This is a genomic window from Chrysosporum bergii ANA360D (assembly GCF_029891735.1).
Lineage (GTDB): Bacteria > Cyanobacteriota > Cyanobacteriia > Cyanobacteriales > Nostocaceae > Umezakia > Umezakia bergii.
Map to the genome: position 1 here is coordinate 1 of NZ_JANQDH010000053.1, position 26,117 is coordinate 26,117.

24 protein-coding genes, 1 pseudogene and 1 CRISPR repeat array are annotated in these 26,117 nt (G+C 42.1%); of the genes and pseudogenes, 10 read left to right on the forward strand and 15 right to left on the reverse strand.

Going from position 1 to position 26,117, the window contains the following annotated elements:
- Window positions 1-121: 121 nt before the first annotated feature.
- Window positions 122-742 (forward strand): hypothetical protein, encoded by a 621-nt coding sequence (locus NWP17_RS08690; protein ID WP_280654518.1) that lies wholly within the window; start codon window positions 122-124, stop codon window positions 740-742.
- A gap of 232 nt (window positions 743-974) precedes the next feature.
- On the opposite strand, the gene NWP17_RS08695 is transcribed toward NWP17_RS08690, so the two are convergent.
- A complete protein-coding gene (locus NWP17_RS08695; protein WP_280654519.1) occupies window positions 975-1,592 on the reverse strand; it encodes a Uma2 family endonuclease in 618 nt (205 codons plus the stop codon).
- Window positions 1,593-2,323: 731 nt separating this feature from the next.
- A CRISPR array of direct repeats spans window positions 2,324-2,900; the repeat unit is 37 nt; unit sequence GTCCAACACCCCAATTCCCCCGCAAGGGGATGGAAAC.
- A gap of 345 nt (window positions 2,901-3,245) precedes the next feature.
- Here NWP17_RS08695 and NWP17_RS08700 point away from each other — a divergent pair.
- Window positions 3,246-5,582, forward strand: a complete 2,337-nt coding sequence (locus NWP17_RS08700) for a putative PEP-binding protein (protein WP_280654520.1) — start codon at window positions 3,246-3,248, stop codon at window positions 5,580-5,582.
- 11 nt (window positions 5,583-5,593) lie between these two features.
- On the opposite strand, the gene NWP17_RS08705 is transcribed toward NWP17_RS08700, so the two are convergent.
- The 10 genes from NWP17_RS08705 to NWP17_RS08750 all read right to left on the reverse strand — a co-directional run bounded on the left by NWP17_RS08705 (window position 5,594) and on the right by NWP17_RS08750 (window position 13,746).
- Entirely contained in the window at window positions 5,594-6,778 is a 1,185-nt protein-coding gene (locus NWP17_RS08705) for a baeRF3 domain-containing protein (protein WP_280654521.1), read from the reverse strand.
- Between the two features lie 168 nt (window positions 6,779-6,946).
- Entirely contained in the window at window positions 6,947-7,585 is a 639-nt protein-coding gene (locus tag NWP17_RS08710; RefSeq protein ID WP_280654522.1) for a DUF1361 domain-containing protein, read from the reverse strand.
- Window positions 7,586-7,762: 177 nt separating this feature from the next.
- A complete protein-coding gene (locus NWP17_RS08715; RefSeq protein ID WP_425332656.1) occupies window positions 7,763-8,296 on the reverse strand; it encodes a hypothetical protein in 534 nt (177 codons plus the stop codon).
- A gap of 68 nt (window positions 8,297-8,364) precedes the next feature.
- On the reverse strand, window positions 8,365-9,129 hold the full coding sequence (locus NWP17_RS08720; protein ID WP_280654538.1) for an energy-coupling factor ABC transporter ATP-binding protein: 765 nt from the start codon (window positions 9,127-9,129) through the stop codon (window positions 8,365-8,367).
- Window positions 9,110-9,793: an energy-coupling factor transporter transmembrane component T family protein gene (locus tag NWP17_RS08725; protein ID WP_280654523.1), complete on the reverse strand. Its 684-nt coding sequence runs from the start codon at window positions 9,791-9,793 to the stop codon at window positions 9,110-9,112. The genes NWP17_RS08720 and NWP17_RS08725 overlap by 20 nt, the downstream gene beginning before the upstream one ends.
- The gene (locus NWP17_RS08730) at window positions 9,786-10,709 is read right to left on the reverse strand and encodes an energy-coupling factor ABC transporter permease (RefSeq protein ID WP_280654524.1); all 924 of its coding nucleotides are present in this window, start codon (window positions 10,707-10,709) and stop codon (window positions 9,786-9,788) included. Before NWP17_RS08730 ends, NWP17_RS08725 begins: the two co-directional genes overlap by 8 nt.
- Before the next feature lie 363 nt (window positions 10,710-11,072).
- A complete protein-coding gene (locus NWP17_RS08735; protein WP_280654539.1) occupies window positions 11,073-11,894 on the reverse strand; it encodes an energy-coupling factor ABC transporter ATP-binding protein in 822 nt (273 codons plus the stop codon).
- 34 nt (window positions 11,895-11,928) lie between these two features.
- On the reverse strand, window positions 11,929-12,714 hold the full coding sequence (gene cbiQ / locus NWP17_RS08740; protein WP_280654525.1) for a cobalt ECF transporter T component CbiQ: 786 nt from the start codon (window positions 12,712-12,714) through the stop codon (window positions 11,929-11,931).
- A complete protein-coding gene (locus tag NWP17_RS08745; RefSeq protein ID WP_280654526.1) occupies window positions 12,714-13,013 on the reverse strand; it encodes an energy-coupling factor ABC transporter substrate-binding protein in 300 nt (99 codons plus the stop codon). Before NWP17_RS08745 ends, cbiQ begins: the two co-directional genes overlap by 1 nt.
- Complete coding sequence (locus NWP17_RS08750; protein ID WP_280654527.1) at window positions 13,000-13,746, reverse strand: energy-coupling factor ABC transporter permease; 747 nt, start codon at window positions 13,744-13,746, stop codon at window positions 13,000-13,002. Before NWP17_RS08750 ends, NWP17_RS08745 begins: the two co-directional genes overlap by 14 nt.
- 368 nt (window positions 13,747-14,114) lie before the next feature.
- Between NWP17_RS08750 and NWP17_RS08755 the strand changes: the two genes are divergently transcribed.
- Together NWP17_RS08755 and NWP17_RS08760 are read left to right on the forward strand one after the other, a co-directional pair.
- On the forward strand, window positions 14,115-14,549 hold the full coding sequence (locus tag NWP17_RS08755) for a ferritin-like domain-containing protein (protein WP_280654540.1): 435 nt from the start codon (window positions 14,115-14,117) through the stop codon (window positions 14,547-14,549).
- A gap of 83 nt (window positions 14,550-14,632) precedes the next feature.
- Window positions 14,633-15,574 carry an FTR1 family iron permease gene (locus tag NWP17_RS08760; RefSeq protein WP_280654528.1) on the forward strand — a complete coding sequence of 314 codons (942 nt, stop codon included), beginning with the start codon at window positions 14,633-14,635 and terminating at the stop codon, window positions 15,572-15,574.
- Window positions 15,575-15,654: 80 nt separating this feature from the next.
- Here the strand turns inward: NWP17_RS08760 and NWP17_RS08765 are convergent, their stop codons facing one another.
- Window positions 15,655-15,810, reverse strand: coding sequence for a hypothetical protein (locus tag NWP17_RS08765; RefSeq protein WP_280654529.1), 156 nt, complete (start codon window positions 15,808-15,810; stop codon window positions 15,655-15,657).
- Between the two features lie 516 nt (window positions 15,811-16,326).
- Between NWP17_RS08765 and NWP17_RS08770 the strand changes: the two genes are divergently transcribed.
- Window positions 16,327-17,385, forward strand: a complete 1,059-nt coding sequence (locus tag NWP17_RS08770) for a polysaccharide pyruvyl transferase family protein (protein WP_280654530.1) — start codon at window positions 16,327-16,329, stop codon at window positions 17,383-17,385.
- Between the two features lie 124 nt (window positions 17,386-17,509).
- Window positions 17,510-18,121: an ATP-dependent Clp endopeptidase proteolytic subunit ClpP gene (gene clpP / locus NWP17_RS08775; RefSeq protein ID WP_280654531.1), complete on the forward strand. Its 612-nt coding sequence runs from the start codon at window positions 17,510-17,512 to the stop codon at window positions 18,119-18,121.
- A gap of 87 nt (window positions 18,122-18,208) precedes the next feature.
- On the opposite strand, the gene NWP17_RS08780 is transcribed toward clpP, so the two are convergent.
- Window positions 18,209-19,009 (reverse strand): hypothetical protein, encoded by an 801-nt coding sequence (locus NWP17_RS08780; RefSeq protein WP_280654541.1) that lies wholly within the window; start codon window positions 19,007-19,009, stop codon window positions 18,209-18,211.
- Between the two features lie 1,022 nt (window positions 19,010-20,031).
- Between NWP17_RS08780 and NWP17_RS08785 the strand changes: the two genes are divergently transcribed.
- The 4 genes from NWP17_RS08785 to NWP17_RS08800 all read left to right on the forward strand — a co-directional run bounded on the left by NWP17_RS08785 (window position 20,032) and on the right by NWP17_RS08800 (window position 24,354).
- A complete protein-coding gene (locus tag NWP17_RS08785; RefSeq protein WP_280654532.1) occupies window positions 20,032-22,368 on the forward strand; it encodes a ribonuclease R family protein in 2,337 nt (778 codons plus the stop codon).
- A 17-nt stretch (window positions 22,369-22,385) separates the two neighbouring features.
- Window positions 22,386-23,006 carry a flavin prenyltransferase UbiX gene (locus NWP17_RS08790; protein WP_280654533.1) on the forward strand — a complete coding sequence of 207 codons (621 nt, stop codon included), beginning with the start codon at window positions 22,386-22,388 and terminating at the stop codon, window positions 23,004-23,006.
- 60 nt (window positions 23,007-23,066) lie between these two features.
- Window positions 23,067-23,744: a LapA family protein gene (locus NWP17_RS08795; protein ID WP_280654534.1), complete on the forward strand. Its 678-nt coding sequence runs from the start codon at window positions 23,067-23,069 to the stop codon at window positions 23,742-23,744.
- Window positions 23,745-23,805: 61 nt separating this feature from the next.
- A complete protein-coding gene (locus NWP17_RS08800) occupies window positions 23,806-24,354 on the forward strand; it encodes a shikimate kinase (RefSeq protein ID WP_280654535.1) in 549 nt (182 codons plus the stop codon).
- 72 nt (window positions 24,355-24,426) lie between these two features.
- Here the strand turns inward: NWP17_RS08800 and psbC are convergent, their stop codons facing one another.
- The gene (psbC, locus tag NWP17_RS08805; protein WP_280654536.1) at window positions 24,427-25,815 is read right to left on the reverse strand and encodes a photosystem II reaction center protein CP43; all 1,389 of its coding nucleotides are present in this window, start codon (window positions 25,813-25,815) and stop codon (window positions 24,427-24,429) included.
- Window positions 25,799-26,117, reverse strand: a pseudogene (locus NWP17_RS08810) (photosystem II D2 protein (photosystem q(a) protein)); the annotation flags it as partial. The gene psbC and the pseudogene NWP17_RS08810, both read right to left, overlap by 17 nt.

Below are 26,117 nucleotides of genomic sequence, written 5' to 3' on the forward strand. Positions count from 1 at the left end.
GCAGAAATTGCTTTCTAATTATTTAATTGAGCAACTCAAACGCCCAAGTATTTCTATGTGTTTGGTTTGATTCAATTTGTCGCTTTGCTACCGCGAAGCCCGCCCACTATTTGTGCTAGTTGTGTCACTTATTTCAGTACACAAATACTATAATATAGCGATCGCCTGTGCCAGTTGCGTAAGTCCTGCTTTGTTTGGTTGGGATGGAAAAGTTGGTTGTCCTTTGGCTTATATCCCAGCAGAACGTCCTGTTTTTGGACGGGAAGCCTACAAAAAGTTGCTACCCTGGCAAGAGCATTGTACATTGATGAAATCCGTAGTTGGCACTGGTATACCTGTGGTTACTTATGGCATCATTATCGGTCTACCTGATGATGATCATGATGACTTATTACGTCTGGAGGAAGCAATTACAGACCTGGTAGATGAACTGGTAGAAATTAACCCACAGCTAGAATTTCAGACTTGTTGCTATAGTATTATTCCCTTACCCGGAACACCCCAAGCCTTTAATTTACGCAAGGAAGGATTGCTACAATTTGAAGATAGTTGTTTATGGGGAGTATGGACAACAACCTCCAACACTCATCACCTAACTTATGACCAGGTTTCCGATTGGCAAATTCGTTTATCCCATATTCGCAGATCACCGACTGAATTTACTAACTACAATGGGGAATATTCAGGAATGGTCAGTACAGCTTCTTCCCATGACTCTCAAATTGTGTTAGCAAAGTCTTGAACTAAACGAAAACCTTACAGCATATTTCATATCAGTGAAGTACACTATTAGCTTGCAAGATGCCCGCTCCACAAGAGTTTTGTCATTAATTTTTGTACCTCATAACACCGGGAAGTGCTGTAAGTTCTGTTTTCGGCAATATGTATAATTTAGAAGGTCAAGGTATCTTGTGGGGTGTGAACCAAAAATCGGGTAGCGGGAGCATCCGGCTCGCTCCTGCTATGGGATCAATTTAGTCCCCAAGGTCAGCATTAGAAGCAAAATTAACTTTTTTATACAATTGCTGTAAAGATAAATTTAATTGTACTGTTGATAAACTTAAGACAGCACTTTCTCCCTCATATTCAGTCAAAATCCATTGGTTGTTACAAGTTCTGACATATTGCATCACATAATATTGATTTTGGTCAATTAAAACATATTCTTTCAACTCAGAAATTGAACGATAATAAAGAAACTTATCCCCCTGGTCATAATCTTTAGTAGATGGAGATAAAACTTCAGCAATTAATACAGGATTAGTTACTGTGGTGGCGTTGGTAGTGTAATAAACAGGTTCACCCTCAATTACCATCACATCAGGATAGGTAAACTGCCGATAGCGTGGTATCCACAACTTTACATCACCAATATAAACCTCATATTCTAAATCAGTTAATGCTAAATTTAAGCTAGTGGCTAGATTTAACGCCAATTTATTATGATTAGTCGTCCCTCCAGTCACAGCAATAATTTCTCCATCTCGAAATTCATGTTTATTATCCGCCCTAGCTTCCAGTTCTAAATATTCTTCAGGAGTGTAGTAGGCTTTAAGTAGTTTGATAGTTTGGGTAGTAGTTTGTAATTTCATTAATTTATTGCTATAAATTGTATCTGCTAGTGTCTGCTAGTATCTGCTAGTATCTGCTAAAACTTTCCCAGCCTATAAGCCTATAAATAATATAGCATTTCTTAAACACGTGAGATACACATGATACCGTTAGGAGGGAATATAGCCGGGGAATAAATTCCCCATCTAATAGCTAAAGTCGGTTAAAACCGACTGATTTTTATGTATATAATCCGTTTTAACGCAAGTTTGATGGGTTAAATTAAAGCTGATTAAAAATAGTAACCTGGTGCTTCAATATCTTAAAAAAATTCAAGACTCAGAAGGCTACCCCACCCACATAAATCAACACTAGCCATCTGAGACATTCAACTGGTCACCCGCACCCTAGAAGGACTAACCCCCACACCCCAACAAGATTACAAAATGTAAAGCCCACCAAATAGCCCAAAACCCCCAAACCCCAACCCCAGTCACTGTTACAACTATATTAAGAAATGTAAAGCTTGCCCCAAAACCGTCGCATGGAGCCAAAGCCAGCCACACTCAGCGAAAGAATGTAAATAAAAGTAAAGATATCAAAAAACCCTTGACTTGTTTGTAAAACCCTGTTATATTAAATTCATAGGCTGAAAACCACACTTCAGCAACCCAGACACAGCTACGCAAGCAAGATGATACATCTCAAATTCCGTAGCCTCGTGCAACCGAACCTTGAAAACTAAATACAGCAATAGTTTCCTAGGGGTAGGGTCCAACACCCCAATTCCCCCGCAAGGGGATGGAAACATCAAAAGCAAATTCCACTTCCCCTCTTCTGCTGCCGTCCAACACCCCAATTCCCCCGCAAGGGGATGGAAACAAACCAGTAGTTTTTGTTTGGATTGACTCTATGCTTACCGTTAAGTCCAACACCCCAATTCCCCCGCAAGGGGATGGAAACTCGGTATAATCGTGATCGTCCGTGACTACGCTTTTTAAGTCCAACACCCCAATTCCCCCGCAAGGGGATGGAAACTCGGATTGAGCCTCTATGGCTCCATTTTTTATCTTTAGGTACGTTCTCCGTCCAACACCCCAATTCCCCCGCAAGGGGATGGAAACCTTTATTGAAACTGCTTTATAGAAGTATCCTTCTATAGGTCCAACACCCCAATTCCCCCGCAAGGGGATGGAAACCCCCAATGTAATCATCAATAAAATCAACTATTACATCGTCCAACACCCCAATTCCCCCGCAAGGGGATGGAAACGCGTTTGTTTCGGTGTACACATAATTAGGGATGGTCATCGTCCAACACCCCAATTCCCCCGCAAGGGGATGGAAACACGCGGTATGCGGCTTGTCTGTTCTCTTCATCTATTGGGTCCAACACCCCAATTCCCCGCAAGGGGATGGAAACAAAATATCCTGGTCCCAATACCAGTAATTGGGTACTGAGTCCAACACCCCAATTCCCCGCAAGGGGATGGAAACAATTTTATTAGTTAACCAGTAGAGATATTTCCTCTACTTCTGCTGGATGCAAGTCTGGTAAAAGCCAGGAACGTCAGTGACGCTAGAATCTCCCGGAGAGAGCCGTGGGGAGTGTCAACGAACCGGGAAAAAATCTCACCAGCTTTAACCTTAAATCCCTAAAATAATCACATACCTATAAACAACCAACAAATTGAGTGGATAGACTCTACTGGCTTAACCAAATCCAACCACAAGACCGCCCCCAAGTAGGCGACAAAGCCTTTTACTTGAGCAACTTTATGCAGCGTGGCTATCCAGTAGTTAATGGTTTTGTCATTTCAGCACAAGTATTAAGACAATTCCTAGCCACCCTGAACAGCAGATCCTTAGTAGCCAACATCCCTTATTCTTCCTTACACTTAGATGTCAACGACTGGCGACAACTCCAGCAAGTCGCTCAACGCCTACGTCAAGAAATGCTCACAGGGACAATACCACCACAATGGATAAATGAAATTGTCACCGCTACCCAACAATGGCAAACCAACCAGGTAATTTTTCGCCCTAGCCTAGCATTATCTACCCTCACCCCAGCTGACAAAAACCCATCTGGATTATTAGATGCTGTTTTTTGTTCCCGGAACCCAGAAGCTATGGCCACGGCTTTAAAACGTAGTTGGAGTCAATTATTCCGTGCTAAAAGCCTAGTATATTGGCAAAGCATAGGCATTAATCTACAACAAATAGATCTAGCCATATTAATACAACCCATCCAAAACGCCATCGCCAGTGGTGTTCTTTATACCACTTCCCGAACCGCAGCCTGGACTATAGAAGCAACCACAGGTTTAGGAATAGCTATTACTCAAGGAGATATCCTACCGGACATTTACCACATCCACCCACAAACAGGAACAGTCATAGAAAAACATCTAGGACATAAAACCCTAGCTCATAACTTTCACCATCCCCACCCCAAGTCACCCCAAAAAATTCTCTCAGCAGATACAGACATCATCACCTACATACTAGAAGAAACCGAACAAAACCAATACGCCCTCTCAGAACAACACTTACAACAAATCATCACCCTAGGTAATCAAATCCTCACGGAAACAACAGAAGACTTTACTATCAAATGGACTATCTCGGACACTAGCCCCACCCCCCAACTGCACTTGACCCAAATTAGTTATCCCCTCATCCCAACCACCCCCCACCAATCCCCCAACCCATTGATTATCAAAGGTATAGGCGCATCACCAGGAACCGTCACAGCAAAAGCACACCTAATAACCACAACCCAGCAACCACCGGAGCAAATCAACCAAAAAATCATTTTAGTAGCGCCTAATATTCCCCCACATTGGCTACCCTCATTAAAAAACCTAGCGGGCATCATCACAACCCAGGGAGGATTAACCAGCCATGCAGCAATTTTAGCCAGGGAACTAGGCATACCAGCCATAGTTAGCGCCCCTAATGCCACAAGTCTAATTCAACACCAAGAGCAAATTTTCCTAGACGGCGACACGGGGGAAATTTACCGCATCACATTACCAAACCAACCAAACCAACCAAACCAACCAAACCAAACACCAAACACCCCCCAACCCGTCATCACAAATACACCCGTTATTTCTACTCAATTATTGGTTAACCTCAGTCAGCCCCAAACACTAGAACGAGTGCAAAACCTACCCATAGATGGTGTAGGATTGTTGCGATCAGAACTAATGTTACTGAACATTCTAGAGGGACAACATCCCCAGAATTGGCTGATCAATAACCGTCAAAGCGAGTTATTAGAAAAATGGTCACAGCAGATCATCCAAATTGCTCATGCCTTCGCACCGCGACCAGTATATTATCGTTCCTTAGATTGGCGATCGCCTGAACTACCATCATTAACTCATCCATCAGCCACCGCCCACAGCCACCACCAAAAACTAGGGCTAAGGGGTACATTCAGTTACATATCCGACCCCACCATTTTTGAAATAGAACTTACCGCCCTGGCCACAGTCCAGCAAGCCGGATACAGTAACATCAACCTAATATTGCCTTTTGTTCGCAGTGTCGGAGAATTTTCCTTTTGTCAAACCAAAGTTGACCAAGCCGGCTTAACCCAAGACCCACAATTTCAACTATGGATCATGGCAGAAGTACCCAGCGTTATATTCCTACTTCCAGAATACATCAAAGCTGGTATCCAGGGCATAGCCATAGGTACAAATGACCTCACCCAACTACTCCTAGGAGTGGATCGAGAACAGGGACAAATGAGCAGAACATTAAACGAACGTCATCCAGCAGTAATGAAAGCAGTCTTTCAACTAATCCACACGGCAAAATCAGCCAATATCCCCTGTTCCATCTGCGGTCAAGCCCCGGTCACCCATCCTCAAATCATTGATCATTTAGTGCAATGGGGTATAACCTCCATTTGCGTAGAACCAGAAGCGGTTTCCAGAACATGGGAAGCGATCGCCAGAGCGGAACAACGCTTAATTTTAGCCGCCGCCAGAAACCAACTCGCCAACTACAAATAACTGCAACCAAATCAATACCGGAAAACAGCAGCCACAGGCACACCACCAGGCATTTCTTGTGACCCAACAGTATACACCCTGCCACCATTAATAAACGTTTGAACGGTAGCCAAATTTAACAAATCTTCATCATCAAGATCCTCTTGTAAGTGTACATCCACATCCATAGCATCTGCATCAAACCGCCCCCAAACTTGCCTATCCACCGGTACAAACAAACAATCAACCCGGTGACAATAACTAGCCAATACCACCTCCTTAATATCACTAGAAGTTTTACCAGTACCTGCTAACTGCTGATAAACCCCCATTGCTGACCGTTGATTTTTACCAAACAAAGGTTCAACAATTGCCCAAGCTCTGTCATGCAACTCCTCCGCCTTCATAAATTCCGGGTTACCGGTAATACCAGAATCCACAAAAGCCGTATAAGTATTTGCCTCCTGATAAATAGGAAACAGATACTCAACTCCTGCCAAAACTAAAGGCGCAGTTTCCCCGTGAATTTTCTCATGTACTGCCCTGTCAACAATATGACAAAACTCCAAAATATCCCCCTGACGTTTGTCCCGGTCAGGACTTCCCAAACCGTGAAAATCCCCTGGATGTTGAGCAGGGTTCACAGTTCCCCCCCTAGGGGTAGCAATACGATGCTGCACCCCTTTTTGAATATCGTCTTCCAACAAAGCCCGCTCCATACTTTCAGGCATATTTTTCACCTCCACCTCCTTTAAACTATATCCAGTTCCCTCAAAAAACCTGACATTTTTTTGACTCAAAGCCAAAAGATAAAACTTACCATCACCATTGAGCAAATGCAGCAATGGTTTGACATGAAAACCACATCTTCCCTCAGACGGCTGTCCCGTCACAACCGCCAACTGTGGAAACGTCATTGGTAGACAGTAATAGCGAAACATCTGAGGAGAAATAAAAATTGCTAATCCCCGGTTTTGATTTTCCCAAAAATCAGTTGTATCAAGTTCCCTAGCAGGCTGGAGAAAATCAACCGCCTTAGTATGACGAAGCCCTATCCCATCCAAACGTTCCTCAGCCTCACGAATCAAATTTTTAAACCTAATGGGGTTTTCTCGAATTTCCGGACCCGCCTTGGCCGTCGGCATATATAAAGAAACACATGGACACTGAGAATTATTAATTAAAACCCTCAACTCATCATCAGAAAACAGCATCATATTATCCAACTCCTATGAATAAAAATTAAACAAGTTAATTTGATATCACAGGATATTGGTGAAAATTTCATCTTGCTTTTGACAAAAAAACACCCCACCCAGACACTATTCTTTAGATAGTTGACACTCCCCAAAACTTAAATAATTTTACACCCCTCTCCTGAAAGGTTAAAAGTGATGTTCTTGAATACCTGTATTATTTTGTAGCTGCATCACAAAACCTAAAGATACCCGTTTCATAATCCAATATAAAGCCACCAAAATCACAAAAGTTACAGCCACAATTGTTAAAGGCTGTTTACCTAGTAACTCTTCAATACCTTTAGTCAGTAAAGCATCAGGTTGAGTCACAAAATCCCAGCTATTAAAACGTAAAAACCTACCCCAATAAATACCAACTGCACACAGGGCATGAGTAATTAATTCAACCGCCAAAATCCATTGACTTTTACCAATGCGGTGTAGATAGTAACCTAAATTTATTAAAGAAATTACATAAGCCTCAAACCCAGCCCAAATCACCACCAGATAAATAGGAATTAACACTAAAGTAATCATCCATACAGATTGAATCCGACGGATATCGTCTATAAAATGAATTATATCCGTTAATAAATAAGGCGCATTGGGCAAAAAAGCAAAGAAAACCAGAAAGCCCAGCCACCAAATCCAAGAACCCCCCCGTTTGATACGAAATAACCACACACTCAAAACTAAAGGTATGAAAGCCAGAAATAAATTCCAAGTCATCCAACGCATATTAAAGCGGAAAATTTGTAAAAATGTGGCAATTAATTCTTGTTTCATGATGATAATTTGACAGCAAAATCAGGTGCTGATAATTATAGGGTTGACAATCATATTATAATTGCGATTAGCTTCACCAGCGCCCTGGGCAATCGCACAATACTTATAACTTAAACTCACTCTCCAACAACTCCCCACAGTCCTATTAGACCTATTAGAATCAAGTAGATAAACTTACTAATACTGCTTACAATAGTCATTTAACTCCTTTGCCAAACTATCTGATTTTTTACCAGCATTCTCCGCAGCAGTGAGGGATGTATCAATATTTACTTTTGCCGTTTCCAGTTGCTTCCTACCAGTGGTTGATGCTGCGGCATTTTTAGCCGCACCAAGAGCCTGAGATGCTTTACCGATCCCTTGAGCAAGACTCTCAAACACCTGCACAAAATCCCCTTTAAACTCCTGAAGCTTAGGATCTGACAAATTCAACTTTGCCAAAGATTTGGTGATGACTTGCAAATCCTTTGACAGTTGAAAGCTAGTTATTACTTGCTTTCCTTTCTCCTGGTCAATCAAAGAATTACCAGCATTCACCACCTCAATTAGTCGCTGACACTGAGTCACCTTATCGTCACAACTGCTCACCAGTAAACCAACACTCAAACCAACACAGGTAATGACAATTAAATTACGCCACACAGATAATACCCATTCCTCTATGGTTAAAAGGTGCTGGAACAAGATTAGCATTTCTCTAGAAATGCTCAATGTTCCCTATCCTTTGTTCCCTATTCCCTGTTCTTTGTTCCCACCTCCCCCACAAATAAATCCAACATTCACCAGCCAACCGGCAAACCCAAGCGATTTAAAGTATGTTCCTCCTGTAACAGTGGTTGAATCTCACCGTCTACCTGAATCCTACCACCAGCCAGCACTAAAGCCCGTTTAGTCACTTTTCCTAACCAATGTAACTCATGGGAAGCAATTAACATCACCTGCACCGGCAACCGTAATAAAACTTGGGCTAAATGTCGTCGCCATGCGGGATCAAGTCCATTAGTCGGCTCATCTAAAATCAAAATTTTGGGATCTAAAGCTAAAATCGCCGCCAAAGCAGCCAGCCGTCTTTGTCCTCCAGAAAGTTCATGAGCGGAACGATTAGCATAAGCTTCCAGACCAAAATCTCTTAACAACTCCCTCCCTCGGTCAATAGCCACCGCCGGCGGGACACCATAATTACGGGGACCAAAAGTGATATCTTCTAAAATCGTCGGCATAAACAATTGGTCGTTAGCATCTTGAAAACCAAAACCAATGTAACGGCGCACCTGGGGAAGGGTTTTTGGTTCTATAGGTATACCATTAATCAAAATTTTTCCCTTCCGTGGTTGTTTTAAACCAATCAGATTTTCCAGTAAAGTGCTTTTACCAGAACCAGTAGCACCCATTAATCCCACGCGATCGCCTGCATTCAAAGTCAAAGAAATTTCCTGTAATACAGGCTCCTGCTTACCATATGCGTACACCAGATTTTCTACCTCAATCACTTTGGGGTCATCGTGATGTCGGGGAAATTGGGGTTCAAAAGTTAAAGATTTCAAAATACCCACACTCAAGCTTGTAAGAACTGATGGTCAAAATAGCAGCCATTACCCAGGCCACCAACAAAATAAAACGCTCTCTGGGTCTAAACATCCCATTCACGGGTAACTCGCCATTATAGCCACGAATTACCATTGCCGTATAAACTCTTTCGGCTCTATCTAAACTACGGAGATATAAAGCTCCCAGCATAGCTGCACTGGTATAGCGCAACCATGCTCCCGTACCATTTAAACCCCGCAATCTAGCGCTACGCTGCATCCGTTTAACTTCATCCAGCAAAATTTCCAAATACTGCCCAGCTAACAATAAATTTGCCTTAATAGCTGTGGGTACTGGTAAGCTTTTTAAAGCAACCCCAAAACTATGGGGGGGTAAAGTTAACAAAAAACTATTCATAGTCACCAGACAAACCAGAGAACGCATCAATAAAAAACTCGCTCGCTCCCATCCTAAAGGCAAAGCCATTAACGACAGAAAAATTAACTCAGTACCCAGTAGCCCCGCCAATTGGGGTATAGGTACACGCAAACTAACTGCCCACACTACGGCAATTACCCCATACACCCCCAAACACAGCCAAGCATGATATTTTAATAAGGCTGCCCCCACCACAATCACTAAAGACAGCTGCAAACGTAAAGGTAAAGCAATTTTAAGCATTCTTCGGTTTTATGACCTTAGCAATTCCAAAAGCCACACCAAAACTAACTACAGATCCTAACAAACCAGCAATACTTGTACCGATGATTCCTATAGCTTCGATTTCGTAATCAGCTAAAGGTGTTGGTACGGCTATTCGCACTTCTTCAGCTAAATCTATAAAACCCATATTTTCAGCCACTCTTTCCAAACCATCAGGCCACCCGGAAGCCACCAGAGATAACACACCAGCAATCAAGAAAATACTGATCACAGGCACTAACCATCCTTGAAACTGCTCTTGTTCTCCTGGGAGTAAATCAGGTCTAGCCTTAGCCAGATAGGCTACCACACCCCCGGTAATCAATCCTTCCCCCACACCAATCAAAATATGCACCCCAGTCATAGCGGGTAACACCAAACCAGCCGCAGCAGTTTCAGACAAAACTAACTCAATGGCGCAGGCCACAGATGCCACAACTACGCTCACGCCAGCAGCAATACCCGCAGCTAGAGGTAAGCGCCCTTGAGAACCTCCCAACAGGCGATGTAAAGTTTGGGTTAACACCCAGCCCACCCAAACACTAATTACCCCTGCATTTAAAATATTTGCACCCAAAGCCGTGATCCCACCATCGGCAAATAGTACAGCTTGGATGATAAACACTGTCGCTATACATAACATTCCCGCCCAGGGACTGCCCAAAACTATGGCCGCCAGAGTTCCTCCTAATAAGTGACCGCTAGTTCCCCCTGCTACCGGAAAATTAACCATCTGCCCCGCAAAAATAAAAGCCGTAGTCAAACCCAGTATGGGAGCGCGACGAATACCAAAAGCCTCTTGCGATCGCCCACAAGCAACCACCAGGGCTGCTCCACTCAATAAACTAGTCACACCAGCTACGGGAACGGAAATAAATCCATCAGGAATATGCATTATCTACCCTCTATTGAATCTGTACTAAATCTGTAGACTCACACAGGGCATTACATTAAAAAAACAATGTAATTTTCTTCTGGCTGTTGCAATGCCCTTGTTAGGTAATTTTATCCTGGAATTCACGGGATATAGACAATAATTTTTACCATAAATAATATACTTATTTATCATAATGTTGAATTTTATTTCTAAAAACTATTTTCTGTAAATTTAATGGTTTCCTTGGCGGGAAAGCATGATTTTTCGGTAATATAAGCCATTTTTTCTTTATATTTTCTTTATATTTTTTTTATATTTTTTTATATTTTCTTTATATTCATACACAAATCCCCGACTTACCAGAAAAATCGGGGATCTGTATTAACTAAAAAAAGGAAACATTTGTAATATTCTTTGGTGTAATTCTGCCCAAAGTTGCTGTTTTTCTGCTATTTGCTCACTAAAAAGCATTTCATATATTAATGGCACTCCTAACTGTAGGTCTTCGAGAATTTCCCGTTCTTTAAACACATCCTGGGGGCTTCCTTGTAAAATAAGTTGTCCTTTATCCATGACAAACACCCAATCTGCCCAACGACACACTAAATCTAGATCATGGGTTGCCATTAATATTGTTGTTCCAGATGTATGAATCTTTTTCAGAGTTGCCATCAAGTTGCGGGTATGTAAGCCATCTAAATATGCAGTTGGTTCATCTAGTAATAGCAAGTCTGGTTTTAACACCATCACATCGGCAAGAGAAACCCGTTTTTTTTGTCCCAAACTGAGATGATGTACAGGTGTTTGGGCTAACTCAGTTAATCCAAACTCAATCAAAGCCTCCTCAACCCGCCTTTGAATTTCTGCTGTGCTTAACCCCAGATTACACAAGCCATAAGAAATATCCTCTTCCACAGTGGCCGCCACCAACTGCTGTTGTGGATCTTGAAAAATTAGCCCAATTTTTTGGCGTAGTTTCAATAAAGATTTGTGGTCATATTTCAACCCATCTCCTCGCCATTTAATCTCGCCTTTTTGGGCTTTATATAAACCATTAGCTAATAAAAATAATGTGGTTTTACCGCAACCATTTTGACCTATTAACGCACATTTTTTCTGGGCAGGTATTTTTAAACTTAAATTATTTAAAACTAATTTATCTGTGCCGGGATAAGTATAATATACCCCATCAAACTCTAGCATAATTTTTTCCCAAAACGCCTGTTGAGGCAATTTATTAACTCCACGCCAACCCTATTAACATTACACATCCCAGCATAGATTCTATGGCATAGCGTTTAGAGAAATAATAGCGGTGGGAATGCCAAACCTGAAACTCTCCATTAAAACCCCGGGCTGCTAAACTTAAACCAACTTGACGATAATTTTCTAAAGTGCGTCTCAGCAATTGTCCAATTAATAATGATAAACTTTTCATCCCTCTTCCAAAATTGCAATACCCATTACGAGACTGTTGTGCAGTCCAAATTTCCTGAGCAGTGTTTAATAAAATAAAAATAAAGCGGTACATTAATAACAAAATATCAGTTAACAAAATCGGCAAGCCAAAGCGTCGTAAAGTTTGTAAAAGTTCAGTAAATGGGATAGTTAACATGACAAAGTATAAACAAGACAGCGAAGCCATCGCCCGGCTTAAAACTGTCCATCCCGCCTTGATTCCATCCCCACTGATATATATATAATAATATCCAAGATTAAACCCAAATACTGAATCATTTTGAACCAAGTTGAAATCCCCAATATTCACACCATTAATTACTAAAGCAGGCAAACTGATTAACCAAAACCAACTGGCAACATAAACTAATCTTAAATAGATTTTTAAAGGAATCTTAGCATAAACAACAGTCCAGCTACCCATCCAGATCACAATTAAAATTTGTAACAGCGGATGAGTAAAAGCACTGATAATTAATAAAGCGATCGCAAATAACAATTTTTGCTCTGGCGCTAACCATCGCAATTTATTACCATAGGCCAGAGTATCTATTTGCAGACTCATTACTTATTCCTTTGCTGGCGAAAACGCTCCCTATATAACCCCATCACATAGCCAATCACTCCAGCACCCAAAGCAGCCTGAAAGCTAAATAACAAGCTTTCCACCTCCCCACTAGGCGGTTCAAAAACAGGTTTAAACCAAGGTTCATATTCAGGGCGCACCTCCCCAATAGCTTCTTCAGCTTGACCATCCGCCCCGTTAAATTCTGCATCCCGGATGAAAATTACAGGAGCGATCGCTAAACTAAGCACAGCTAATATTAACAGCCAATTACTCGATTTACCTTTAAACTGACTCATTGCTTTGAGGTTTCCTTTTGATCAACTTCAACAGTTCCAATTCTTCAGGTGTATAGGATTGTAACCAATTCCACACCAGTACAGTTAGTAATCCTTCGCTAATTGCCAAAGGAACTTGAGTAACGGCAAAAATCCCCGCAAACTTCACCAAAGAAGCCATAAACCCACCCACAGGCGCAGGAAAAGCTAAAGCCAATTGTACAGAAGTAATCAGATAAGTGAATATATCTGCTAAAGCCGCGGACAAAAAAATTGCTATCCTTTCCTTACCAGTTAGCCGCTTGGTCAGATGATAGATCCCATAAGCAGCAAACGGACCAGCAATGGCCAAAGAAAAAGCATTAGCCCCCAGGGTTGTCAAACCCCCATGTGCTAACAGCAAAGCCTGAAACAATAAAACCAAAGTACCCAGCACACACATAGCCAAGGGTCCAAATAACACAGCCCCTAAACCAGTACCTGTAGGATGGGAAGAACTACCCGTAACTGAAGGTAATTTCAACGCCGATAAAACAAAAGCAAACGCCCCCGCCAATGCTAAAAGTAATTTTAATTCTGGATTGGTTTTAGTAATGCTCGTCAGCGATCGCCATCCCAAAGCCAGAAACGGTATAGTTACCACCCACCAAAAAATCGCCCAACTTCCTGGTAAGTAGCCTTCCATAATGTGCATTGCATAAGCTGGTGCTGCTCCAGCCACAATGATGTAAAAGCTAATCAAACCTATCACCATCAGTGATAAAAGTTTTGATTTCCCAATAATACTTAACAATTTCCGCACCTCATATATAGATAGGTGTATTGTCTTGATTTACCCGTCATCAACCTATACCATGAACTACCTCATCCAGTCAGTTCCTTTATTCAAATTTCCCCATAGTTGATAATTATTGACAATAAGCCGTCAATCCCATATGATACACAAAACTAATTGCGAATTTTTACCATTTGCCCCCATTATCTCAACAAAAACGTCATAAACCTCCATTCAGCAAAACCGCCAGACATTCACATTTACTTAATTATTGCGAGTAAACAGAGCAGTTTAGAATAAAAGTTAAGAGTATATCTCTTCACCCAACACTGAATAATTGCCAAATGATGCAAGAGCTTGACACACAAAAAACCATTGACCTACTTAACGCCATCATGGAATTTGAACTAGCGGGAGTAGTACGCTATACCCATTATTCCCTGATGGTCACAGGTCCTAATCGCATTCCCATAGTAGCGTTTTTCAAAGCCCAGGCCAGTGAATCCCTGCTTCATGCCCAACAAGTAGGAGAAATTCTCACTGGCTTAGAGGGGCATCCCTCCTTAAAAGTTGCCCCTATGGAAGAAACCTACCAACACACAGTCAAAGATATTTTGGCAGAAAGCCTGTCCCATGAAAAAAAAGCACTAGATTTGTATAAAAGTCTCTTGGCAACAGTCACCAATGCCAGCATTTATTTAGAAGAATTTGCCCGTGGCATGATTGGGCAAGAAGAAATGCACAGCCTCGAATTGAGAAAAATGCTCCGGGACTTCAGCTAAATCCCTTGTGATTTATAACTAGGTACTAACTACTTATTAGTACCTTTTCTTCCCACTCCCCACATCTTACTCCCATTCCCAACATGAATTTTAGTACTGCTATACCCACCTTTTTAATTACACTCCGAGAAGGAGTAGAAGCCGCTCTCGTAGTTGGTATTGTCCTAGCCTTGCTAAAAAAAGCCAACCAATCCCGACTCAACTCTTGGGTATATGCTGGTGTGGCTGTTGGTATTATCATTAGTGCCTTAATCGGTATCTTATTTACTTGGGTAATTAAATTACTAGGGGCAGTGAATCCTGAATACACCCCAGTAGTTGAGCCGATGCTAGAAGCCGTATTTGGTGTTATGGCCATTGCTATGCTCAGTTGGATGCTGATCTGGATGACCAAACAAGCCAGATTTATGAAAGCGGAAATTCAAGGAGCAGTAACAGAAGCCCTCACAGAAAATTCCAACGCTGGTTGGGGCGTATTTAGTTTAATTTTAATCGCCGTTGTCCGTGAAGGTTTTGAAACAGTTTTATTTATTGCTGCTAATTTTCAAGAAGGATTAGTACCCGTCTCAGGAGCCATTGTCGGTTTAGCAGCAGCAGCAGCCATTGGCGTTTTATTATTTAAATTGGGGGTAAAAATCAATATTCGCCAATTCTTTCAAGTCATGGGCGTTTTACTAATATTGATTGTTGCCGGCTTGGTAGTTTCTGCCTTAAAGCATTTTGATCAAGGTTTAGCCAACCTAGCCCTCAGCAGTCGTGCTTCAGAAAGTATTTGTTTTTATTACCAACACTTTAGCAAAATTCACTCTTGCATTTTAGGTCCAATGGTTTGGAACACTGAAAACATATTGCCAGATAAACAATTCCCAGGCATTATTCTCAAATCTTTGTTTGGCTATCGAGAACATCTGTATTTACTGCAAGCCATAGGTTACCTGGTATTTTTAACCACCATTGGCGGTTTATATTTCCGCAGCCTCACTGGTGGTGTTGTTGACAAGATCAAGAATAAATCAGTAACTTAACAACTCAATTAAAGCTTAACATAAACATGGAGAAACTGTGAACTGTCAAGAATCACCGACCTTGAAGGTCGGTGAGTATGTCAATTTAAAGAACCTAACAAAAAGCTGACAATTGTTACAGGGGTTTCTTTAGTTGTCGAAGATACCCTGGTCTGAATTCGATAATTAGGGCTAAGACCTGCTATCAGGTAGAGTAAAAATGTAATTATGGCCGCTTGCACAAGTTTTTCAGGCATGGCAGGTATTCCTTATATTAATAGCACTTCCACTAGCATGGGTTTCTGTAAATACACGTCCCACTATTGGTTTCCCGGATTTAACTAAAAATTTGGAAAAATATACTAAAACACACAGAGCCAGAAAAGCTCTTGTCTGACGAAGCTGATATCTAAGACGTTTCTTGTCTGTGAAAAGTTCCCTAGATAATTTTTTCCATCTGCCCAGCAGAGGAATAATTTGCCAAATTTTTCCTAAAAAATAAGTAATATATATAGCAATCTCACCCTGATAGAGAGAAAATATGTAGATAAAAATCCTTATTTGATAGGCATTCGATGCTTGTTAAACTCTAACGAATGACAAATATAAGTGATATACATCTGGTACGGCTGGTATACTATGCTTACGCTCCGTACAAGCCTTGAGCAATACGGGTATAAATTACTTACCTAAGAAAAATGGGCTGTAATATATTGAAAAATCAACATAATTAAAATATACTGTTCACCATTGCCAAAATCAAAGTAATTAATATGAAAATTTTAATGATGGGCTATTATGGTTGTCACAACATAGGGGATGACATATTTGTATACCAATTAACAAAATTTTGGCAATCAAAGCAAGTAATAGATAAAGTTTTTGTACTTTGTCAAGACGACTACTACCAAAGTACATCAGAAAAAATAGAATTTTTTAGCAACCAATTAACCAAGCTGCAAAAACTATGGTTAATGTTAAGAAGCGATTATATTATTTGGGGCGGAGGTACTTTAAACTTCAGCAGCAGACCGAAAAACTTAATTAGGATGCAAAACTTTGCCAAATTCATGGGTAAAAGTTTTGTTTTTTTAGGCGTAGGCTTAGAAACCGTTAAACCAGAAACAGAAAAAAACTTAGCTAAAATATTTGAAAATGCCGACTTTCTCTATGTCAGAGATAACCAATCTGATAAATTTGTCCAGCAAACCCTTAAATATACTAAACCTTTTCATCTAGGCGGTGACTTAGCTTTTTTAGACCTATCCATGTACGATAAATATCTCACCAACCCATCAAAGTCTAATAATATTGATCACATTTCTTTTTCTGGTAAATTTTGGTGGGGTGAAGGCAGAGCGAAATTTTATGCCCAACAATTAACACCATTAATTGAAAAGTTCAACTCAGTTATTCACCTATTACCAGCACATCAGGGTCAGGAAAGAAGCGACAATAAATTTCATGAACTCCTCAAAAAATATTTACCCGAAGATAACTGTCAGATTCATTCATGGGATCAACCAGAAAATTTTGTGGAAATACTCAGCCAAATGGATTTTCACCTCGGCAATCGTCTCCACTCGGTTATAATTGCTGATATACTGGGAGTACCCAACATTGGTATTGGCGATTATCCTTCAAAAATTAGCAACTACATTGAAAAGACAGAAATTCTCCCCCAAAGCAGAATAGCAGCCTTTATGGAGCCAATATCCCTAGAGAGAATAGAGCATATTTATCATCAGTATCAACGACCAGACCAATTTATTCTCAAGGAATCAAAAACATCCAGAGAAGGTCTAGAAAAGTTGTTACAGTCTCATGATTGACACTCCCCGGACTAAAACCACTGGGATTTTACGCTCTAGGTGCAGACTCCAAATTTTCGTTAGACCAAACCAGGGGCAACTCGATAAGATATATATAAAATTAGGATAGCTACAGACACTCTGCATGATTCCCATCGTTGTTGAACAATCAGGTCGAGGCGAACGTGCCTTTGACATCTACTCACGACTGTTGCGTGAGCGCATCATATTCTTGGGACAACAAGTTGATAATGACATTGCTAATTTGATTGTTGCCCAATTATTGTTTCTAGATGCTGAAGACTCGGAGAAAGACATTTACTTGTATATTAATTCTCCAGGCGGCTCTGTCATGGCTGGTATGGGTATTTTTGACACCATGAAGCACATCCGCCCTGATGTTTGTACCATTTGCACTGGACTAGCCGCAAGTATGGGCGCTTTCCTTCTCAGTGCAGGTACTAAAGGTAAGCGAATGAGTTTACCCCATTCTCGCATCATGATTCATCAACCCCTGGGGGGCGCTCAGGGACAAGCAACTGATATTGAAATTCAAGCCCGGGAAATCCTATACCACAAGCAACGGTTAAATGAATATCTAGCTGAACATACTGGTCAACCAATTGAGCGTATTGCTGAAGATACCGAGCGGGACTTCTTCATGTCCCCCGATGAAGCTAAGGAATATGGCTTAATTGACGAAGTTATTGACCGTCATGCTGCTGGTAGCCGTCCGGTTGCTGTTCTTAATCAGTAGTATTTTGACCGCTCTAATTTGAAACTTTCCAGAGCAAAACGTGGGAGAGGAGGAAGGTTTGCTTTCTTCCCACTCCCCACTCCTAGGTCAAAATCCCGCTATCGGGTCTGGTTGAGACTCCAAATGTTTTAGAAATCCATACAATTCTTCCTCAGTTAGCAAAGTTCGCCCTTTCTTACCGTAGGTTTTAATTAAATGATCTCTCCCCTGTTCTGCTGTCCAGCCTAAGCGCTGAAGTTCAACATCTGTTTTGGCGATTACATCAGACAAATCCACTGGTTCATTTTTATTGTTTTTCTTACCTACCCCTGTTTGAGTGTCCAATTCCTGGGGAGCATTAGTCCGGGGGATAAATGGTGTGACATTACTGCCAAAATTGCCCCCAGATTTGTGAACTTCTCCTTGGTGATCAGCCATTTTTTCCCGCTTCTCAACTGCAGGAGAGAATTCTTGCCTATAAGTATGACCATAATCACCTGATTCATTTTTCGTATTCTGTTCACTCACAGCCGGTACAGATTCCTTAACATTGGCTGCTGACCAATGACCCGTCCCAAACTCTTGATCTGTAGGGGAATAACTAGCCATTGCTGGCTGGTTTAATTTTACCTCTGCGCTGTTGGCAGGATTCAACTGTTCTCGGGATCTTGGTTGGCTAGAAAATTCTACAGATGTTTGTGGAGAATTGCTTATGCCCAAAACCATTAACGCTCTAGCTCTGGCTTGGTCTTCTGCCACTTCTATGGCTTCTGCTCCCGCCATACCAGTAGCACGGGTAACATTATCAATTTGCACGCTAGCCCTAACAATGTATTTGCCTTGAAAAATTTGCACCAATTCAGTAGTAATACAGCCGTTGGGATACAATCTCTGGAATTGAGCCAACATCAACATAATAATATTGCCACCAATCTAAATCTGCTTTATGACGAAAAAGTGTGATTGCTTTCCCAATTTCTCCAAGAAAAAAAAATAAAACTTTTTTTCTTTTCAGGACTCAGGAATCATATGTCTCCTGATTGTAGCAGTAGCTGTTGGTTGCGTGACTCTAGGTGAGTACTGTTTGAATGCTATACTAATTACCCGATTATAGATCCGGAATTATTTCCTGTGAGTACCCACTAAATCTACAATAATGGAAATACGGTTCGCCCTCACTGCTTGTTAAGCTGCTTTCCTGATTGTTACTGATTCTACATATAGGAAAATCAAGGTTACGGGCAGTTTATCTTACTTACATATCAGAGTCTTATGGTGAAAGTACCTGAAATCTAGATAATCAAACACTTGTGGTTTCTCCTGGTAGCGCTTGTGCTGTGGGTGGAAACTTATCCATATGCAGCCTCTTAAAGACTGGTCGCCTAATTACCGAGTGAGACTAAATTTCCATCAAGTGTGATGTATTAAGCTGGGTTAGTAAAAGTATCTGACATTCAGACAAACTCTGAGACAATTTTGCAGTGACAGGTTCGTAAGTCCAAAGCGGCTTCCCGTCAAGGTGAGCCGGTTTCGTTACCCTAAAACAGGAACTCTGCCTCAAGGCAATTCGTTTCCAACTAGTGCAGTTAGGCAGAAATAACCCGCTATCTAATCACAAGTTGTTCGTGCTACCCAAAAAAAACTGACTTTTCATGGAAACTAACAACCCCTTTTCAAATCTTTTTCCTGCAAGGAGAGATATTTTCAAAATTCCCCCTTCTCTGCTGGGGAAGGGGGTGGGGAGTTAGGTTATACGATAATCTTTTCTCATCACCTGAAAAGTCAGCAGATAAAAAGGTCTTTTGACTTCTGCGTAGCAGCACTAGTTTCTGTAAGCCGTGTTCGCACAGCGTCTCTTCTGAAGAGAGGGTATACAGGAAAAGGCCAGATTAAATCAAAAATGATGTTTTGACCAAAGGTCGGTTCACTGCATGGAATTTTCTATCGCTACACTCCTTGCCAATTTCACTGATGATAAATTGGTAGCTCGTAAAGTTCTGGAAAAGAAACTAGGTTGCGAGGATGAAGTTAGTTTACAAAAACTTCACATTGCCCTGGAAGTCTTGGAAAAAATCGGTATTCTGGTGAAAGAACGCGGCAAATATCGCCGGGTAGTACAAGAAGGCGTAATTGAAGCTAAACTCCGTTGTTCTAGTAAAGGGTTTTGCTTTGCCATTCAGGATGCGGAAGGATCCGAGGATATTTACATTCGTGAAAGCCATCTCAGTCATGCCTGGAATGGCGATCGCGTTTTAGTGAGAATCCTTAAAGAAGGCAGTCGTCGCCGTTCTCCCGAAGGAGAAGTGAAGCTGATCCTGGAACGTTCAAACCACACATTACTGGCCAGAATTAAGTCAGTAGAAACCGGTTTTCGTGCTGTACCTTTAGATGATAGATTGCTGTTTGAGCTAAACATCCAAGCCAATGGCATGAAATTAGAAGAAGCCATTGACCACCTCGCCCATGTGGAAATTATGCGTTATCCCCTAGCGCAAAATCCCCCATTAGGTCGAGTAGTGCAAATCCTGGGCAGCGATGCTGAAGCTGCAGCTGATATAGATTTAGTAACTTGTAAGCATGATTTATCTCGTAGTTTCCCGGAAATAGTGCTGGACGCAGCAGCTAAGTTACCTAAAAGAATACTGAAAGCAGAACTACAAGACAAACTGGATTTACGCAACTTATTTACCCTGACGATTGCAGGTATAGATAATGACGATAAATTCATAGAAAATGCTTTCAGTTTAGAAAGGACAATAGAGGGACATTGGATATTAGGCTGTCATGTTGCTGATGTTGCTCATTATGTCAAATCAGACGAAACCCTAGATAGAGAATCCGCAAAGCGGGGCAGGTCAATATATTTAGGTAATTTATTGCTGCCAATGTTACCAGAAGCGGTAGCAGAACGGTGTTCATTTGTGCCAGAAAGCGATCGCCTAGCCATCTCTTTCTTAATTGCCATTGATCCACAAACCGGAAAACCATTGGAGTGGGAAATTCAACCCACCCTGATCAATGTGAAGACAGCACTAAGTCGGCAAGCAGCAGAAGCAGTTCTCACAGGTGAATCTCAAGAACAGCCCCCCAAGGTAATTCAGATTCTGCAAGACCTAGAAACACTGCGAAAAGCATTAAAACAAAGGCGTTTAGAACGTGGTAGCTTACAGTTAAATCTACCACCAAATCAAAACCCCTACTATGATGAGGGGATGCTGGGAGCAGTATTAGTCAATGATTTACCAGTGCGATCGCTCCTGACAGAGTTAGTGCTGCTAGTTAACGAACTAATGGCTAAACATCTGAGTGCTTTGGGTATCCCAGCCATTTGGCGAGTCCAAGGTACACCCGATCATGAAGATGTCCAAGAAATGCTGAAATTAGCCACCAATTTAGGGGTAGAACTGACACTAGAATCAGATGTAGACATTCAACCCTTAGATTATCAGCAGTTAACGAGGGCATTTGCCGAATCTCCATCGGAACAAGTCCTGACTTATTTGTTACAAGACACACTCAAACCAGCAGCTTATAACACCAATAAGGGAACACACTTTGGTTTATCACTAGAGCAATATACTCATTGTACTTCTCCTCTGCGAAGATACCCAGACTTGCTCATGCAAAGAGTATACTATAAACTACTAGAACAGGGGCGCGATCGCCGTAACACCCGTGTCAAAGAGCGCGTCAACCTGCGCCACTCCTCTTGTTACAGGGAAATTAACTGGAACGTTCTCCCGCCGGAATTGCAACAAGAACTCCAAAGCGATTTAAATCGGGTGATCATCCAGATTAACGACAGAGAAAAACAAGTCCAAGAAGCCGAAGCCGATTTAGCTGGACTGCAAAAAGCCCAACTGATGAAACAGCGCATTGGTCAAGTATTCCAAGGAGTAATCACTGGTGTGCAATCATACGGGTTTTTTGTAGAAATTGAAGTCCCTGGGACACAATCCAATCCTAGAGAACATATCAACGTACCTTTACGGGTAGAAGGGTTAGTCCATGTCAGTTCTCTCAAAGATGATTGGTATGAATACCGAGCCAGACAACAAGCACTATTTGGGCGGAAAAACCGAGCTTCTTACAGACTAGGCGATCTCGTAGCCGTACAAGTTAAAAGTGTCGATTACTATCGACAGCAAATTGATTTAGTAACTGTCAACAGTGATCTTGTCCCCAAGGGTTTGGGTATCAATGCCAATACTGAGGCATCAGATATCTATTTACCAGCCGATTTAGATCCTTATGCAGAGGATGAATAAACCTTACTCATAGTCAAGTGTCCAATAACTCAAAACCCCTTATAGTAGGCGTATCTGGTGCATCTGGACTGATTTACGCCATTCACACCCTTAAATATCTGCTGACAGCCGACTATAACATTGAACTAGTTGCCTCCAAATCAACCTACATGGTTTGGCAAGCAGAACAGGAAACTCGAATGCCGGGTGAACCAACCGCACAAGAGCAATTCTGGCGAGAAAAAGCTGGGGTAGCTGTTGGGGGTAAACTACGCTGCCATCCCTGGGGGGATGTGGGAGCCGGAATTGCCAGTGGTTCTTTTCGTACCTTGGGGATGATTATTATCCCATGCAGCATGAGTACGGTAGCAAAGCTAGCAGGTGGATTGAGTTCCGACTTACTAGAACGGGCTGCGGATGTGCAAATTAAAGAAGGGCGCAAGCTAGTCATTGTTCCCCGTGAAACGCCATTTAGCCTTATTCACCTGCGAAACTTAACAACTTTGGCAGAAAGTGGGGTCAGAATTGTACCAGCTATTCCCGCTTGGTATCACAATCCTCAAACCATTGAGGACTTAGTTGATTTTGTAGTTGCTCGTGGTTTAGATCAATTAGATATTGATTGCATCCCCATTCACCGATGGCAAGGAAGCAAGTAAAAAGGTAAAAGTAAAAAGGTAAAAGTAGAAATAGAGTAACTTTTGCCTTTTGCCTTTTCTATGGCTATAACTCGCATAATTATTTTGTTAGCAGTACTAGCAGTACTCACACTGTTATTAGTTCAAAACTGGTCGCCTGTGCTGTCGCTGGTATTTTTGGGTATGCAAACCCTATCATTACCACTGGCTATGTGGGTTTTTTTTAGTACTGCTGCTGGTGCCGTCACATCCCTACTCATTACCACTCTGCTGAAGGTAGCAAATTATTTTGGCGATCGACCATTGCCATCCGGGGGAACTTTACCCCGAACAAAAAAGAGATTTAGGGAAAAAACTCAACCGCCAACTTATCAACCTTCCCCATCAAATACAAGAGAGTCTACCACCAGTAACGCATTTGATGACTGGGAGGCAAATAACAATAAAAATGATGATTGGGATTTTGATGAACAGGAACGAGCAGCAACCCCGCCGATGGGGGACTCTCAAACCTACGAACGCCAACAACAGCCAGAAGAAACTACTCAGCCGGGTTCGGTTTATGCCTACAACTATCGTCAACCGAAAAATACTGGGGTAGGAAAAACTGAATCAGTTTACGATGCTGATTACCGGGTGATCATTCCACCCTATCAACCGCCAACAACTCACCAGGTCGATAACCAAGCTGATGAAGAGGACTGGGGTTTTTTTGAAGATGACGACTTTGAGGATGAAGATGAACCTTCCCGTAAGTAAGAAAAGCGCTTTTAATCAAGTTCATTGATCAAGTTACGATATTACAGGAGAGAAACCACTGGTGAGCAACTTATTAAAAGGAGTCAACCTATACCTCATTGGCATGATGGGTGCTGGTAAAACTACGGTAGGAAAAATATTAGCCTACCATCTGGGTTACAGGTTTTTAGATACCGATGATGTAATCACCCAATCAACAGGAAAATCCATCAATCAGATTTTTGCTGAAGAAGGTGAAGCAGCGTTTCGCCAGCTAGAAAGTGATGTATTAGGACAAATATGTGCTTATACCCAGTTGACTATAGCCACAGGTGGAGGCATCGTATTACGGCGAGAAAATTGGAGTTATTTACACCACGGTTTAGTTGTGTGGCTAGATGTACCAGTGGAGTTACTCTACAACCGCTTGGCAGAAGATACCACCAGACCATTATTACAAGATAGTGATCCCAAAGGAAAATTGCGATCGCTCCTAGAAGAAAGAACACCACTATACTCCCAAGCTGATCTAAAAATCACAGTCAGAGAACAGGAAACACCGGAAGAAATTGCTCACAGAGTTATAGAGGCCATACCCACAGTCCTTAAAATCCCATCCTATCCCGGATGAAAAAAAAGCCCCCGTTATTACACAAGGGCAAATAAAACATTTAACTGTCAGTCATGAAAGAAAACTTGCAACCTAGTCAATGTCATTCATGAACAATACTGGCTCGGTTTCGCGGTCAATTCCTTTCTCAAAACCACCAGCAGCAGCGCGGGCGCGACCAGCGTGCCATAAGTGACCAATGAGGAAGAAGAAACCTAATACAAAGTGAGAAGTTGCCAACCAAGCACGGGGAGATACGTAGTTGAATGAGTTGATTTCCGTAGCCACACCACCCACAGAGTTCAAAGAACCCAGAGGCGCGTGGGTCATGTATTCAGCAGCACGACGAGCTTGCCATGGCTGAATGTCGTTCTTGATCTTATCTAAGTCAAGACCATTAGGACCACGTAGAGGCTCTAACCAAGGACCTTGGAAATCCCAGAAGCGCATGGTTTCACCACCGAAGATGATTTCACCAGTGGGAGAGCGCATTAAGTATTTACCTAGACCTGTGGGACCTTGTGCAGAACCGACGTTAGCACCCAAGCGTTGGTCACGAATCAAGAAGGTTAAAGCTTGAGCTTGAGAAGCTTCAGGACCTGTGGGGCCAAAGAATTCACTGGGGTAAACAGTGTTGTTATACCAAACCATTGTGGAGGCGATGAATCCCATTAAGGAAAGAGCGCCTAAGCTATAGGAAAGGTAAGCTTCGCCAGACCAGACAAACGCACGACGCGCCCAACCAAAAGGTTTGGTGAAGATGTGCCAGATACCACCAGAAATACAAAGCAATGCCACCCAAATGTGACCACCGATGACATCTTCCATGTTATTGACGCTGACAATCCAGCCGTCGCCACCGAAGGGAGACTTGGTCAGATAACCGAAGATTACCGCAGGGTTTAATGTTGGGTTAGTAATTACACGAACATCACCGCCACCAGGTGCCCAGGTGTCGTACACACCGCCAAAGAACATTGCCTTCAGCACCAACAACAGCGCACCACATCCCAGAATGATCAGGTGGAATCCGATGATGTTGGTCATCTTGTTCTTGTCTTTCCAGTCATAGCCAAAGAAAGAGGAATACTCTTCTAAGGTTTCAGGACCACGAACGGCATGATAAATACCGCCAAAACCCAACACAGCTGAAGAAATCAGGTGCAGTACACCAACTACAAAGTAGGGGAAGGTGTCGATGACCTCACCACCAGCACCAACGCCCCATCCTAGGGTGGCGATGTGAGGAAGCAGGATCAAGCCCTGCTCGTACATAGGCTTTTCGGGAACGAAGTGAGCGACTTCAAATAAAGTCATCGCTCCTGCCCAAAATACAATCAAACCGGCATGGGCTACGTGAGCGCCAAGCAATTTACCCGATAGGTTGATTAAACGAGCGTTACCAGACCACCAAGCAAAGCCTGTAGATTCCTGGTCACGTCCGCCACCTAATACAGTAGGTCTATTAGAGAGCGTTACCACGTGGTAGAACCTCCTCTGGGAATACAAATTGTTTGTGAGGCTGATCTTGAGGAGCCATCCAAGCACGGATACCCTCGTTCAGCAAAATGTTTTTGGTATAGAATGTTTCAAACTCTGGATCTTCAGCAGCCCGCAATTCTTGGGATACGAAGTCATAAGCCCGCAGGTTCAGCGCCAAACCCACAACCCCAACTGATGCCATCCATAACCCTGTTACAGGCACAAACAGCATAAAGAAGTGTAACCAACGTTTGTTAGAGAATGCAATCCCGAAAATCTGAGACCAGAAACGGTTTGCTGTC